This is a genomic window from Cognatundibacterium luofuense, assembly GCF_018139685.1.
In the GTDB taxonomy this organism is placed as follows: domain Bacteria; phylum Pseudomonadota; class Gammaproteobacteria; order Burkholderiales; family Burkholderiaceae_D; genus Undibacterium; species Undibacterium luofuense.
In genome coordinates this window covers 90,772-103,420 of sequence record NZ_JAGSPN010000010.1, presented here as the reverse complement: position 1 = coordinate 103,420, position 12,649 = coordinate 90,772, and the positions used below count along the sequence as shown (strand labels likewise).

The 12,649-nt window shown below is 47.8% G+C and carries 13 protein-coding genes; 1 reads left to right on the top strand and 12 read right to left on the bottom strand.

Features of this window, described 5'->3' with window-relative positions:
• The first annotated feature begins 231 nt into the window (after positions 1-231).
• Positions 232-534 carry a hypothetical protein gene (locus KDM89_RS13745; RefSeq protein WP_189357258.1) on the top strand — a complete coding sequence of 101 codons (303 nt, stop codon included), beginning with the start codon at positions 232-234 and terminating at the stop codon, positions 532-534.
• A gap of 161 nt (positions 535-695) precedes the next feature.
• On the opposite strand, the gene cysM is transcribed toward KDM89_RS13745, so the two are convergent.
• The 12 genes from cysM to pheA all read right to left on the bottom strand — a co-directional run bounded on the left by cysM (position 696) and on the right by pheA (position 12,579).
• Entirely contained in the window at positions 696-1,598 is a 903-nt protein-coding gene (cysM, locus tag KDM89_RS13740) for a cysteine synthase CysM (RefSeq protein ID WP_212688501.1), read from the bottom strand.
• 237 nt (positions 1,599-1,835) lie between these two features.
• Positions 1,836-2,219: a ComEA family DNA-binding protein gene (locus tag KDM89_RS13735; protein ID WP_212688500.1), complete on the bottom strand. Its 384-nt coding sequence runs from the start codon at positions 2,217-2,219 to the stop codon at positions 1,836-1,838.
• Between the two features lie 105 nt (positions 2,220-2,324).
• Positions 2,325-3,248 carry a D-glycero-beta-D-manno-heptose-7-phosphate kinase gene (gene rfaE1, locus KDM89_RS13730; RefSeq protein WP_212688499.1) on the bottom strand — a complete coding sequence of 308 codons (924 nt, stop codon included), beginning with the start codon at positions 3,246-3,248 and terminating at the stop codon, positions 2,325-2,327.
• A gap of 5 nt (positions 3,249-3,253) precedes the next feature.
• Positions 3,254-4,627 (bottom strand): UDP-glucose dehydrogenase family protein, encoded by a 1,374-nt coding sequence (locus KDM89_RS13725; protein WP_212688498.1) that lies wholly within the window; start codon positions 4,625-4,627, stop codon positions 3,254-3,256.
• A 62-nt stretch (positions 4,628-4,689) separates the two neighbouring features.
• A complete protein-coding gene (lapB, locus tag KDM89_RS13720) occupies positions 4,690-5,865 on the bottom strand; it encodes a lipopolysaccharide assembly protein LapB (RefSeq protein ID WP_212688497.1) in 1,176 nt (391 codons plus the stop codon).
• Positions 5,866-5,911: 46 nt separating this feature from the next.
• Complete coding sequence (locus KDM89_RS13715) at positions 5,912-6,226, bottom strand: LapA family protein (RefSeq protein ID WP_212688496.1); 315 nt, start codon at positions 6,224-6,226, stop codon at positions 5,912-5,914.
• Positions 6,227-6,355: 129 nt separating this feature from the next.
• Positions 6,356-6,661 (bottom strand): integration host factor subunit beta, encoded by a 306-nt coding sequence (locus KDM89_RS13710; RefSeq protein ID WP_189357253.1) that lies wholly within the window; start codon positions 6,659-6,661, stop codon positions 6,356-6,358.
• A 26-nt stretch (positions 6,662-6,687) separates the two neighbouring features.
• Positions 6,688-8,388 (bottom strand): 30S ribosomal protein S1, encoded by a 1,701-nt coding sequence (gene rpsA / locus KDM89_RS13705; RefSeq protein ID WP_212688495.1) that lies wholly within the window; start codon positions 8,386-8,388, stop codon positions 6,688-6,690.
• A gap of 110 nt (positions 8,389-8,498) precedes the next feature.
• Positions 8,499-9,176 (bottom strand): (d)CMP kinase, encoded by a 678-nt coding sequence (gene cmk / locus KDM89_RS13700; protein WP_212688494.1) that lies wholly within the window; start codon positions 9,174-9,176, stop codon positions 8,499-8,501.
• 49 nt (positions 9,177-9,225) lie between these two features.
• Positions 9,226-10,563, bottom strand: coding sequence for a 3-phosphoshikimate 1-carboxyvinyltransferase (gene aroA, locus KDM89_RS13695; protein WP_230427869.1), 1,338 nt, complete (start codon positions 10,561-10,563; stop codon positions 9,226-9,228).
• Position 10,564: 1 nt separating this feature from the next.
• Entirely contained in the window at positions 10,565-11,491 is a 927-nt protein-coding gene (locus KDM89_RS13690; RefSeq protein WP_212688493.1) for a prephenate dehydrogenase, read from the bottom strand.
• Positions 11,492-11,505: 14 nt separating this feature from the next.
• Positions 11,506-12,579: a prephenate dehydratase gene (pheA, locus tag KDM89_RS13685; protein ID WP_212688492.1), complete on the bottom strand. Its 1,074-nt coding sequence runs from the start codon at positions 12,577-12,579 to the stop codon at positions 11,506-11,508.
• Positions 12,580-12,649 lie beyond the last annotated feature (70 nt).

Genomic DNA, 12,649 nt, shown 5'->3' with positions numbered 1-12,649 from the left:
TATGTTCTTTTCGTCACACAACCAGGAGCTTCTTTGCGGATTTACGTAATAAATGGTAATATTTAAGCATTATCACAATGTCATAATTTTTGCGAAATTGTGTCAATACATTTAACAATGTTTTGCTCTTTTTATGCAAAGTGAATTAGATTTTAAAGCTACAATATTACCGATTGGTTAATTCTCATTGAAGCGCTAAGACCAGCATCAATAGACAATAGCGAGGTAATTATGGCAAATCTGACTCAGCTTGAATCGGATGAAATCGACTACGATCCAAATAATCTTTTGGATACATTGATTAAACATCTGCATTTAAAAAATGACGCGGCACTTTCCCGCGCACTGGAAGTTGCACCACCTGTCATCAGTAAAATTCGTCATCGCCGCCTGCCGGTGGGTGCATCTTTACTGATTCGCATGCATGAAATCAGCGACATCAGCATCAAGGAACTGCGTGAACTGATGGGTGATCGTCGTGCGAAATTCCGCATCAGCGATAAACAGTTTAAACCAAAAGATAAAGCAGCTTAATCTTAGGTCTCTGCCCGCAATCTGAGGGGCAAAGATAAAATACCGAAATTGCAATCTATGCACTTTCGGTATTTTTATTTTCTGAACTGTTTTATTTATCCGTACAAAATAAAAAACACATCAGCATCGCTACTGATGTGCTTTTGTGTTTTTTATCAAACTCAAGCCGGAAATACACCCGTCGAAAGGTAACGATCACCACGATCACAAACCACAAATACAATTACTGCATTCTCGACAGTTTCAGCAACACGCAATGCCACTTCACAAGCCCCGGCAGCTGAAATACCGCAGAAAATACCCTCCTCTACAGCCATTCTGCGCGCCATATGCTCTGCATCAGACTGACTGACTGACAGAACCTGATCAATACGGCTACGATCAAAAATCTTTGGCAGATATGCTTCCGGCCACTTACGAATTCCCGGAATTGACGAGCCGTCTTCAGGCTGGGCACCGATAATCTGGACAGCAGAATTCTGCTCCTTCAGAAACGAAGAAACTCCCATAATTGTTCCGGTAGTGCCCATTGCACTGACGAAATGAGTGACTTTGCCATCGGTATCACGCCATATTTCCGGACCTGTACCTTCATAATGCGCCAACGGATTATCCTGATTCGCAAACTGATCAAGAATCAAGCCCTTACCCTCTTTTTGCATCGCTTCCGCAAGGTCGCGTGCATACTCCATTCCACCGGATTTTGGTGTCAGGATAATTTGTGCGCCGTAAGCCGCCATACTCTGACGACGTTCAATGCTGAGGTTTTCCGGCATGATCAACACCATTTTATAGCCACGCATCGCAGCAGCCATTGCCAGAGCAATACCTGTATTGCCACTCGTAGCCTCGATCAGGGTATCACCAGGCTTAATCAGACCTCTCGCTTCCGCACGCTTAATCATAGAGATTGCAGGCCGGTCTTTTACTGACCCTGCAGGGTTGTTACCCTCCAGCTTACCGAGAATAATATTATTGCGGCGCTCGTTTTCCGGACCTGGAATTCGCTGCAAACGTACCAGCGGCGTGTTGCCGATCGTATCTTCTATGGTCAGAAATTTCATATGGTTATATCAAAGATGGAGGTCGCTGTATTCTAATCCCACGATAGAAATGCTGCATTCAAAATACCCGTTAATTCACGCTGTTTTGATCTGATGCACGTATTTCAAATCTCCACGCGGAAATTGCACCTTTAAAATCAAGCCCTTACAATTTTTCAGCAATACATATATTTTTCGAATAAGCTAATAACAAAAAACCCGGCCATTTCTGACCGGGTTTTCCTAATTTCATTTCACTTACTTCTGTTCTTTAGCGGGTTCAGCCTTAGATTTCTCTTTTACATCCATTTTGGATTTTTCCGGTTTCTCGGACGATTTTTTTGGTGTATCCGTGGTCTTCTCTGCGCCAGGCTTCGCTTGACCATTGACCGTCAGACCAGCTTCAGACAATCGCGTCGAAATTACATCGCCAATTCCTTTGACTCGCTTCTGAAAATCAGGCCAGTCTTTAAACGGACCATTCTTGGTACGCTCTTCAATAATTGCCTTAGATTTTGCTGGTCCCAGTCCTCGCAAGCCATCCAGAGCTACCTGATCCGCCTTATTTACATCGACATCCGCAAGTGCTGTGCCCATCAATGCCACAAATCCGACAATTGCAACAATCCATTTTTTCCACATATCCATTCTCCTGAAGAATATCTGATTAGATAAGAACCGCATTCCCAAACAAAAGGGAATCATTAGAATATCAAAATTGCAATCATGGAAAAGCTATCGATTTTATTAGGTGTGACCGGCAAACAACTCTTCCCGCGAAACGGTTGCCGTTCCAAGCTTACCAACGACAATACCGCCTGCCCGATTTGCGATCATAACGGATTCCGGGAGAGATTTGCCATTCATCAGCATAACCGCCAGAGTCGCAATGACCGTATCACCAGCCCCGGAAACGTCGTAGACCTCTCTGGCCATCGCCGGGATATGCAAAATTACATCCTCTGTAAAAAGGCTCATTCCTTCCTCTGAACGCGTAAGCAGAATCCCCCCCAGATTCAGGGAAGTTCTCAGATTCTGCGCTTTTTCAGTCAACTCGGCTTCAGACCGCCAGTCACCTATAACCTGCCGCAACTCAGATTTGTTGGGTGTCAGCATCGTAGCTCCTGTGTACCGTGCAAAATCCAACCCTTTAGGATCAACCAGTACAGGCTTACCAGCTTCACGCGCAACGGAAATCATATCGCGGACATTTGTCAGACCTCCCTTTGCATAATCCGATAAGATAATCAGGTCTGCATTTGCAACTTCAGCATTAAATGCTGACAGTTTCGTCTGCAGAACGCTTTCGCTGGGCGGCTCCTCAAAATCGATCCGAACCAATTGTTGTTGTCGTCCGATTACCCGAAGCTTAATAATTGTTGAAATTGACGGGTCACGGCTAAGCTTTGCATCTATTTGCTTTTGAGTCAGCAATTCATCAATCGTACCTGCTGCCTCATCATCACCAACCACACCAATTAAACCAACTCTTGCGCCAAGTGCAGCAGCGTTAACGGCAACATTTGCCGCCCCACCCAACCGATCCTCTTTTCTGGTAATGCGAACGACTGGCACGGGAGCCTCTGGGGAAATCCGATTGACATCACCGAACCAGTAACGATCCAGCATGATGTCACCAGCGACCAGCAAACGTTTTTCAGTTGCCAGCATCGTCGTCACGCCTTAGCCAGGACAGACCGGCCAATTCCGTAATATTCAACACCGATTTCTCTCATCACAGAAGGGTCATACAAGTTACGGCCATCAAAAATGACTGGTTGCTTCAGACTGCTTTTTACTTTATCAAAATCCGGACTGCGGAATGCTTTCCACTCCGTCACGATTGCTAATGCATCTGCGCCGGAAAGCGCATCCATAGGATTTTCTGCGTAACGAATTGACGCCAATAGCTCAGGTGCATCATAAAAATCGAGCTCAAGCACCCGTTTTGCCTCTTCAATTGCGACAGGATCATAGACAGCGACAGATGCGCCCGCCCGCAATAATTCACCAAGCAACACACGGGAAGGAGCTGCACGCATATCGTCAGTGTTCGGTTTAAATGCCAGCCCCCATACTGCGAAATGGCGACCGGTCAGATTTTTACCGAAACGGTGAATAATTTTGTTGCCCAGCACCTGTTTTTGCTGATTATTAACCGCTTCCACTGCCTGCAGGATTTGCAGATTCAGGCTGTATTCCTGCGCTGTTCTTTCGAGAGCTTGTACATCTTTAGGGAAACACGAGCCACCATATCCGCATCCGGCATACAAAAAGCTGTGTCCGATGCGGGGATCAGAGCCAATACCGTGACGAACCGCATCAATGTCAGCACCGACATGATCAGCAAGATTTGCAAGTTCATTCATGAAAGAAATACGCGTCGCCAGCATGGCATTTGCAGCATACTTAGTAAATTCTGCAGACCTGACATCCATCCAGTAAGTACGCTCATGATTCCGGTTAAACGGTGCATACAGTTTTTTCATCAAGTCACGAGCGCGTTCACCATCAGTTGTATTGTCACATCCAATCACAATACGATCTGGTCGCATAAAATCTTCAACTGCAGCGCCCTCTTTCAAAAACTCCGGATTGGAAACAACAGAAAAAGGTAACCCATCTTTACGCGAAGACAACTCCTGAGCAATGACCGCGCGGACTTTATCCGCTGTTCCTACTGGTACCGTTGACTTATCAACGACAACCTTAAACCCGGTCATGTATTTACCAATATTTCGCGCAGCGGCGAGTACATACTGCAAATCTGCTGATCCATCCTCATCAGGCGGCGTTCCAACTGCGATAAACTGGATATCACCGTGAGCAACACTTGCCTCGATATCGGTAGAAAATTTCAACCGTCCGGCTGCACTGTTCCGGCGCACAACCTCTTCCAGTCCGGGCTCATGAATAGGGATACCGCCACTGTTCAGAATATCGATTTTGCGCTGATCAACATCAAGGCAAAATACATCATTACCCAACTCAGCAAGGCAAGCACCCGTAACTAAACCGACGTAACCGGTTCCGATAATTGTAATTTTCATTTGGCAACCACAATCTAAAATAGTGATGACAGGTACAAACTGTTATGTATCTGCTCACAGGTTTAATTCATAACACTTAATTCTTCTGTACGGCGTGGTGGATACGTATCCCAGCCATTACACCCTGGGCAATGCCAGTAATACTGACGTGCCTTAAAGCCACAATGTGCGCACTGATAACGTGCAAATTTGTGCGCATACCCACTGACCAGATTTTTCACCACTGCCAGCTCTGGGCGCAGCTCTGGAGGAGCCTCCATCATTCGCACATCTAACAATTTATCTAACCCAAGCAGCGTTGGTGTTCGCTTCAGCTCGTCCTTAACCATTTGATTGGCTTCGTGGGTAAGCCCAATCTCAAGCGCAGCTTTGTAAGCAACCTCCAGCAAATCAACGGATGGAGCCTGCTCCAAATACGATCTCAACAAATCAAGTCCGTCTGCCAGCTTACCTAACTGCCTGTAGGCATCCATAAGGCGCTGGGCAACCAAGGCGACATGAGGTACGCTTTGCTGCTCAACTTTTATCCAGGCCGTAATTGCTTTGTCAGGCTGTCCCTGCTTCAGAAATACATCACCGGTTAAAATAGTTGCGCGAACATTACTGCGATCGGTTGCAATCGCTTTTTCAAGCATTGCCAAAGCACTCTCAAACCGGTTTTGCACCAATTCATCCTGCGCAAGTTCACAGTAAAACTGTGCAATCTCTTTTTGCCGGCTTCCTGCACCGGACTCTTGCAAAGAGCCAGCTGCATCAATCGCGCGCGCCCACTCTTTTTCGCGCTGATAGATTTCAAGTAAGGACCGGCGCGCCTGAGCTTCGTAAATCCCACCAATCAACTGTTGGAATGTCTCTTCAGCTCGGTCCAGAAGGCCGGCCTTAAAAAAATCCTGCCCCAATTCGTAACATGCCTGAACCTTCTGAGCATCAGGCAAATCCGCTCTTGCTAGCAAGCTTTGATGCACACGAATAGCCCGTTCGGTTTCCCCTCTGCGACGAAAAAGATTTCCGAGCGCAAAATGTAATTCAATCGCCTCAGGATCCAGCTGAACAATCTCAACAAATGCATCAATTGCTTTGTCATGCTGGTCATTCAGAAGAAAATTCAATCCTTTAAAATATCCTCTGGGCAATGTACCCGTATCCGAAATCAGTTGCCGGATATCAACACGAGCCGCAATCCAGCCCAGACTGAAAAAAAGCGGAATACCCAGCAACCACCAGACTTCAAATTCCATATTTTTATCTGTTTAAAATAAGATCATCTTTATCAGACGAATAAAATCATGTGTTGCGCACACTATCCGGTTGCGGTGCTTGCGTTGCAGCCTGCTGAGCAGCATCGCGCTCTTTTTCTACCTCCGCAAGCGTTTTTCTGTGATGCGTCAAGTCACGTCGATGTCTGTAAATCATAGGCACCATAGCCATGGCACCAATCACAGCCCCCGCGATAAAAAAAATCAGCAGCAAAATAACCAGCGGCGCAGATTGCTGAAAACCAAAAAAATATTTCAATGTAACAATCTCATCATTCTTCAGCGCAAAACCAAAAAAACCAACAAACAGCAGCAGGGTTAGCAACCTTGATATGTATTTCATGAGATTTTCCCGGAAGAAAAAGATCCGCACATTAGTTTCTGCACAATAGAAAGCATTGTACTGAAAAAAAACGGTATACCGCGAACCGGTATACCGTTTTTTAATTTTGGCATAACGAACTGCACTGATTCAATCGTCTCGAATAGGCTGCCCGACCATCGCGTCCACACGCTCACGCAACTCCTTTCCGGGCTTAAAGTGTGGAACCCTTTTTTCAGGCACCATTACTTTATCCCCGGACTTGGGGTTACGTCCGATACGAGGCGGACGACAATTTAAGGCAAAACTGCCAAAACCACGAATTTCAATACGCTGACCGGTTGCAAGAGCATCGGTCATCGCGTCAAGTATGGTCTTGACAGCGACATCCACATCTTTAGCAACAAGTTGAGGATATCGTTCTGCCAGACGAGCAATCAGCTCAGACTTCGTCATATCAACAAAACCTTAATCAGTAACGATTAGTTTTTGTTGTCCAGTTTTGCTTTCAGCAGTGCGCCCAGGCTGGTTGTACCAGCAGATGCACTCGCGTCAGCAGACATTTTTTGCATTGCTTCCTGAGTTTCAGCAGAATCTTTTGCTTTGATCGACAGCTGGATAGAACGTGCTTTACGATCAATGTTCAGAATCATCGCTTCAACGGTGTCGCCTGCTTTCAGGTGAGAACCAGCATCTTCCACGCGGTCACGGGAGATTTCAGATGCACGCAGATAGCCTTCTACGTCGTCTGCCAGTTGAACAACTGCACCTTTAGCTTCAACAGATTTCACTGTACCTGTAACAACTGCACCTTTGTCGTTCATTGCAGTGAAGTTGGTGAATGGATCACCTTCCAGTTGTTTTACACCCAGAGAAACACGCTCACGCTCAACGTCGATTGCCAGAACAACAGCTTCCAGCTCATCACCTTTTTTGAACTTGCGAACAGCTTCTTCGCCAGCTTCGTTCCAGGACAAATCGGACAAGTGAACCAGACCATCGATGTTGCCTGTCAGACCGATGAATACGCCGAAGTCGGTGATCGATTTGATCGCGCCTTTAACTTTATCGCCTTTTTTGTGATTCATTGCAAAGTCATCCCATGGATTTGCTTTGCACTGTTTCATACCCAGGCTGATACGACGACGCTCTTCGTCGATTTCCAGAACCATAACTTCAACTTCATCACCCAGTTGAACAACTTTGTTCGGAGCAACGTTTTTGTTTGTCCAGTCCATTTCGGAAACGTGAACCAGGCCTTCGATGCCTTGTTCGATTTCAACGAATGCACCGTAGTCAGTCAGGTTAGTTACTTTACCGAACAGACGTGTGTTCGCTGGATAACGACGGGACAGGCCTGTCCATGGATCGTCGCCCAGTTGTTTTACACCCAGAGAAACACGGTTTTTCTCTTGATCGAATTTCAGAACTTTTGCAGTGATCTCTTGACCAACTGTCAGCACCTCGGATGGGTGACGTACACGGCGCCATGCCAGGTCGGTGATGTGCAGCAGACCATCGATACCACCCAGATCAACGAATGCACCGTAGTCAGTGATGTTTTTAACGACACCAGTAACCACTGTACCTTCTTTCAGGGTTTCCATCAGTTTAGCGCGTTCTTCACCCATAGATGCTTCAACAACTGCACGACGGGACAGAACAACGTTGTTACGCTTACGATCCAGCTTGATAACTTTGAACTCCATTGTTTTACCTTCGTATGGAGTTGTATCTTTAACTGGACGTGTATCAACCAGGGAACCTGGCAGGAATGCGCGGATACCGTTAGTCAGAACGGTCAGACCGCCTTTAACTTTACCGTTAACAGTACCGGTAACCAGTTCGCCGGATTCCAGTGCTTTTTCCAGTGCCAGCCAGGAAGCCAGGCGCTTTGCTTTGTCACGGGACAGGATAGTGTCGCCGAAACCATTTTCCAGGGAATCGATTGCAACGGAAACGAAATCACCGATTTGCACTTCGAGTTCGCCCTGGTCGTTACGGAATTCTTCAACAGGGATAAATGCTTCAGATTTCAGACCAGCATTTACGATAACAAAGTTATGATCGATGCGAACGACTTCAGCAGAAATCACTTCACCGGAACGCATATCCTGACGGGACAGGGACTCTTCGAACAATGCTGCGAAGCTGTCTGGACCGGTTGCGAAATCTTGGGACATGAATACAGTAGACATAATAATAGAGAGTAAGCCGACTAACACGGAGCGTCAGACGGGGTTAAGTTAAACAACCCTGCGCGAGCTTGCCTCTGCACAGGGGCCAAACAATTTCAGCCAGCAACATTTGTCGCGGCTTGCGCATACCAGTCGAGAACTTGCTGCACAGCCTGCTCTGCAGTCATGTCAGACGTATCCAGAATGTATGCATCTGGTGCGGGTTTGAGGGGCGCTGTTGTCCGGGAACTATCCCGTGCATCACGTTCGATCAAATCTTTTACCAAGTCTTCCATATTAGCAGCAATTCCTTTTTCCTTCAATTGCTTATAACGGCGCGAAGCCCTCGCTTCCGCAGATGCGGTCAGGAATACCTTGAGAGCAGCATCAGGAAAAATCACAGTCCCCATATCACGGCCGTCAGCCACCAATCCGTTACCCGTGCGAAATGAAAGCTGCAGCTCAACCAGCGCCTGGCGCACCAGGGGCAAAACTGCAATTCTGGACGCAGCGACACCAATCTGCTCTGCCCGCACATCATCTGTAACGTCACTAGCAGAAAGGTAAACATGCCCATGATCAAAGCGACAAGGCAGCACTTTTGCTAATGAAGCGATGGAAGCTTCGTCATCCAGTGCAACACCATTACCGATAGCGTTTAACGCAGTCAGCCTGTACAAGGCGCCTGAATCTAAATATTGAAATCCGAGATGTTTTGCCACTCGGTGAGCAACCGTCCCTTTTCCCGACGCGGTAGGGCCATCTATCGTAATTACTGCACAACTTTTTTCCATATTTCTATTCCTGCCCAATATTATCCGGACTGTTTACATACAGCCGGACTTAGAACAAATCCTCATTTCTGAGACTGCCGAATGCTTCAAAATAATCTGGGAAAGTCTTGGCAACACACTGTGGCTCAAGGATACGCATTGTTGCACCGCGCCGGAGCTTTCCATCCAGACTGGCCAGCGAGAAGCACATCGCCATCCGGTGATCATCATATGTTGCAATTTCTGCTGCCTGAATTTCTGAAGGTGGCGAAATACGCATATAGTCTTGCCCCTCCTCGATTGATGCACCGAGCTTTCGTAACTCGGTCGCCATCGCACTGAGACGATCAGTCTCCTTCACCCTCCAACTGGCGATATTTCGCAGCGTTGTTGTTCCGTCTGCATAAAGCGCGGCTACTGCAAGGGTCATCGCCGCATCCGGAATATGATTGCAATCAAGATCAATTGATCTCAATGGAGTGTGGCATTCAGCCTCAATCCAGTTATCGCCTTTCCTGATTTCCACACCCATCTGCGCCAGTGCATCAGCAAAACGGACATCACCCTGAATAGAATTTAAGCCAATACCTTCCACTCTGACCGGCCCGCCGCCAATAGCAGCTGCAGCAAGAAAATAGGACGCCGATGACGCATCGCCTTCAACGTAGATACTTCCAGGAGACTGATATTGCTGTCCGTGCCGAATGGTGAACGAATGCCAGGCGTTTCGTTCCACCTGAACGCCAAAGCGAGCCATCAAATTCAGTGTAATTTCAATATACGGCTTAGAAATCAGTTCACCGACAACTTCAATCAGCACATCATGGTGTTGCGCAATCAAAGGCGCAGCCATCAGCAAAGCCGTCAGAAACTGGCTGGAAACATTACCTTTGACCTGCAATCGATGCGCATGAAAAGCCCCTTGATGAATGTGCAATGGTGGAAAGCCGTCATTGCCAGTGTAATCAATCGAAGCTCCCGCCTGGTTCAGCGCATCAACCAGATCACCGATCGGGCGCTCATGCATGCGCGGAACGCCATGAACGGTATAGTCCCCGCCAAGAACAGCCAGAGCTGCGACTAACGGTCTGATTGCCGTTCCGGCATTGCCCATAAACAGATCTGCCTGACGAACAGGAAACTTACCACCGACACCTTCCACTGTGTACTTTTGTGTATTCTGGCACTGGTGCCAATGCACTCCCAGTTTTTGCAAAGCATTCAGCATGACTAAGGTATCGTCGGATGCCAGTAAGTCATGAATTTCTGTCGTGCCGTGCGACAACGCTGCCAACAATAAAGTACGGTTTGAAATACTTTTTGAACCAGGCAGTCGAATTGTGCCCCCTACTTTCATCACCGGTTGCAAGTCGATAAATGGAGGATAACTTTTTATTGCTGTCTTCATATTAAAAAATATTCTTTTTTGTTAAGGCAGCTGCGCACCCATCTTTTTCAGCCGCTTCTATAGCATCAACCCAACGCTGCCTGGCATACTGAGCCGTCGAGAAAGTCTTATACAAACTTTCAGCATCACCCGATTCAAGATCCGATCTCATAGATACAATCTTTGCAATATACGCATCCAGCTCATGTAACAATGCGTCGCGATTCGCCATCGCTATATCACGCCACATTTCAGGTGATGACCCTGCAATTCGGGTAAAGTCACGAAATCCGCTGGCAGCATACTGGAATAAAGTATCAGCGTTTTCGCGCTGAGACACCTCATGAACCAGTGCATAAGCCAGCAAATGCGGTAAGTGACTTACGCTTGCAAACACAGCATCGTGCACTTCCGGAGACAAAAAGTGAATTTGTGCGCCACACATTTTCCACAGGCTTTCTACTAACCTGACGGATGCATCCTGATTTTCCGGCAAAGCGGTGATTACCAGTTTTTTACCAACATACAAATCACTGATTGCTGCAGATGGCCCATTCAATTCGCGGCCAGCAATCGGATGTGCAGGCACAAACTGAGCGATGCGGTCTCCCAGCACCTGCCGGGCAGCCGCTACAGCATCTGCTTTAGTGCTACCAACATCAGTCACGACTGTATCACGCCCCAGAAAAGGCAGAATTTGACGAAGAATACCCCCTGTCTGGGCCACGGGAGCAGCGATCAGAATCAGATCAGCGCCACCGTAAGCATCCTCCGCCTCAACTGCAACTCTATCGATGATGCCAAGTGCAAGCGCCTGCTGCATCGACTCCGGATCGCGACCGATCCCTACCAATTCCGCTTTTATCCCCGCACTTCGGATTGCAAGCGCGAATGATCCGCCAATCAGGCCAACGCCTGCAATGACGATTTTCTTCAGTTTCTGTTCCATGCCGAATATCCCGCTTATTCCGTGCACGGATATGAACCTAATATTTTGAAGAACGCAGCCTTGTCATCCAGTTCGCGGAGCGCGGCAGCTACTTTTTCATCTTTCACATGCCCCTCAACGTCGACATAAAAATAGTACTCCCAGTTACCTGTACGCGCCGGACGTGACTCAAAACGCGTCATCGATACACCGTGACCGGACAGAGGTGCCAGTAATTGGTATACCGCACCGGCACGATTAGGCGTCGCCAGAACCATTGAGGTCTGATCTTTACCACTCGGATTGGTATGAAGACGTCCGACAACTGCAAAGCGTGTGCGGTTATGCGGATCATCTTGAATGTGGGCACTGATAATACCCAGCTGGTACTGGTGTCCGGCGATTTCACTTGCTATCGCAGCTACGGACGCGTCAGCACCTGCCATACGGGCTGCTTCAGCATTGGAGGCGACAGCATGGCGCTCAATATGAGGGTAGTGTTGATTGAGCCACGCCTGACACTGCGCCAGCGCCTGCGAATGCGCGCAAATACGAGTAACACCCTGCATTGTTCCACGCTGACTCATCAGACTATGCTGAACCGGGATAGCGACTTCACCACTGATCACCAGACTGGTTTGCAGTAACAAATCCAGAGTCCGGTTAATTGCACCTTCTGTGGAATTTTCGATTGGCACGACACCAAAATCCGCAGTACCAGCTTCTGTCGCTCGAAAAACTTCGTCAATCGAAACGCACGGCAAGGCCTGAATTGCATGCCCGAATTGTTTGTAGACCGCCTGTTCCGAGAAAGTACCGACCGGCCCCAGAAATGCGACCACTACACGTCGCTCAAGCGCGCGGCAGGCAGACATAATCTCGCGGAATATCAGTTGTACATCGGCACTCAGCAGAGGGCCGGGATTTCTCTCCGCAACGCCGCGCAGGACTTGCGCTTCACGCTCCGGACGAAAGACAGGGGCATTGGTTACCGCTTTGACGTGACCAACTTCTTCGGCCACAAGTGCGCGCTGATTCAGTAAATCCAGAATCTGCGCATCGATTGCATCAATTTTCTGACGCAAAGGGAGGAGTTTATCGTCACTCATATTTCACCTAAAAACCGTCTTAATACGCTGGCATTAACCAGCGCAAACTGACTCAGCCGGTCTTATGAAC

Coding starts and splice junctions, on each gene's coding strand:
- KDM89_RS13745 (WP_189357258.1), top strand. CDS start 232: ATGGCAAATCTGACTCAGCTTGAATCGGATGAAATCGACTACGATCCA.
- cysM (WP_212688501.1), bottom strand. CDS start 1,598: ATGAAATTTCTGACCATAGAAGATACGATCGGCAACACGCCGCTGGTA.
- KDM89_RS13735 (WP_212688500.1), bottom strand. CDS start 2,219: ATGTGGAAAAAATGGATTGTTGCAATTGTCGGATTTGTGGCATTGATG.
- rfaE1 (WP_212688499.1), bottom strand. CDS start 3,248: ATGCTGGCAACTGAAAAACGTTTGCTGGTCGCTGGTGACATCATGCTG.
- KDM89_RS13725 (WP_212688498.1), bottom strand. CDS start 4,627: ATGAAAATTACAATTATCGGAACCGGTTACGTCGGTTTAGTTACGGGT.
- lapB (WP_212688497.1), bottom strand. CDS start 5,865: ATGGAATTTGAAGTCTGGTGGTTGCTGGGTATTCCGCTTTTTTTCAGT.
- KDM89_RS13715 (WP_212688496.1), bottom strand. CDS start 6,226: ATGAAATACATATCAAGGTTGCTAACCCTGCTGCTGTTTGTTGGTTTT.
- KDM89_RS13710 (WP_189357253.1), bottom strand. CDS start 6,661: ATGACGAAGTCTGAGCTGATTGCTCGTCTGGCAGAACGATATCCTCAA.
- rpsA (WP_212688495.1), bottom strand. CDS start 8,388: ATGTCCCAAGATTTCGCAACCGGTCCAGACAGCTTCGCAGCATTGTTC.
- cmk (WP_212688494.1), bottom strand. CDS start 9,176: ATGGAAAAAAGTTGTGCAGTAATTACGATAGATGGCCCTACCGCGTCG.
- aroA (WP_230427869.1), bottom strand. CDS start 10,563: ATGAAGACAGCAATAAAAAGTTATCCTCCATTTATCGACTTGCAACCG.
- KDM89_RS13690 (WP_212688493.1), bottom strand. CDS start 11,491: ATGGAACAGAAACTGAAGAAAATCGTCATTGCAGGCGTTGGCCTGATT.
- pheA (WP_212688492.1), bottom strand. CDS start 12,579: ATGAGTGACGATAAACTCCTCCCTTTGCGTCAGAAAATTGATGCAATC.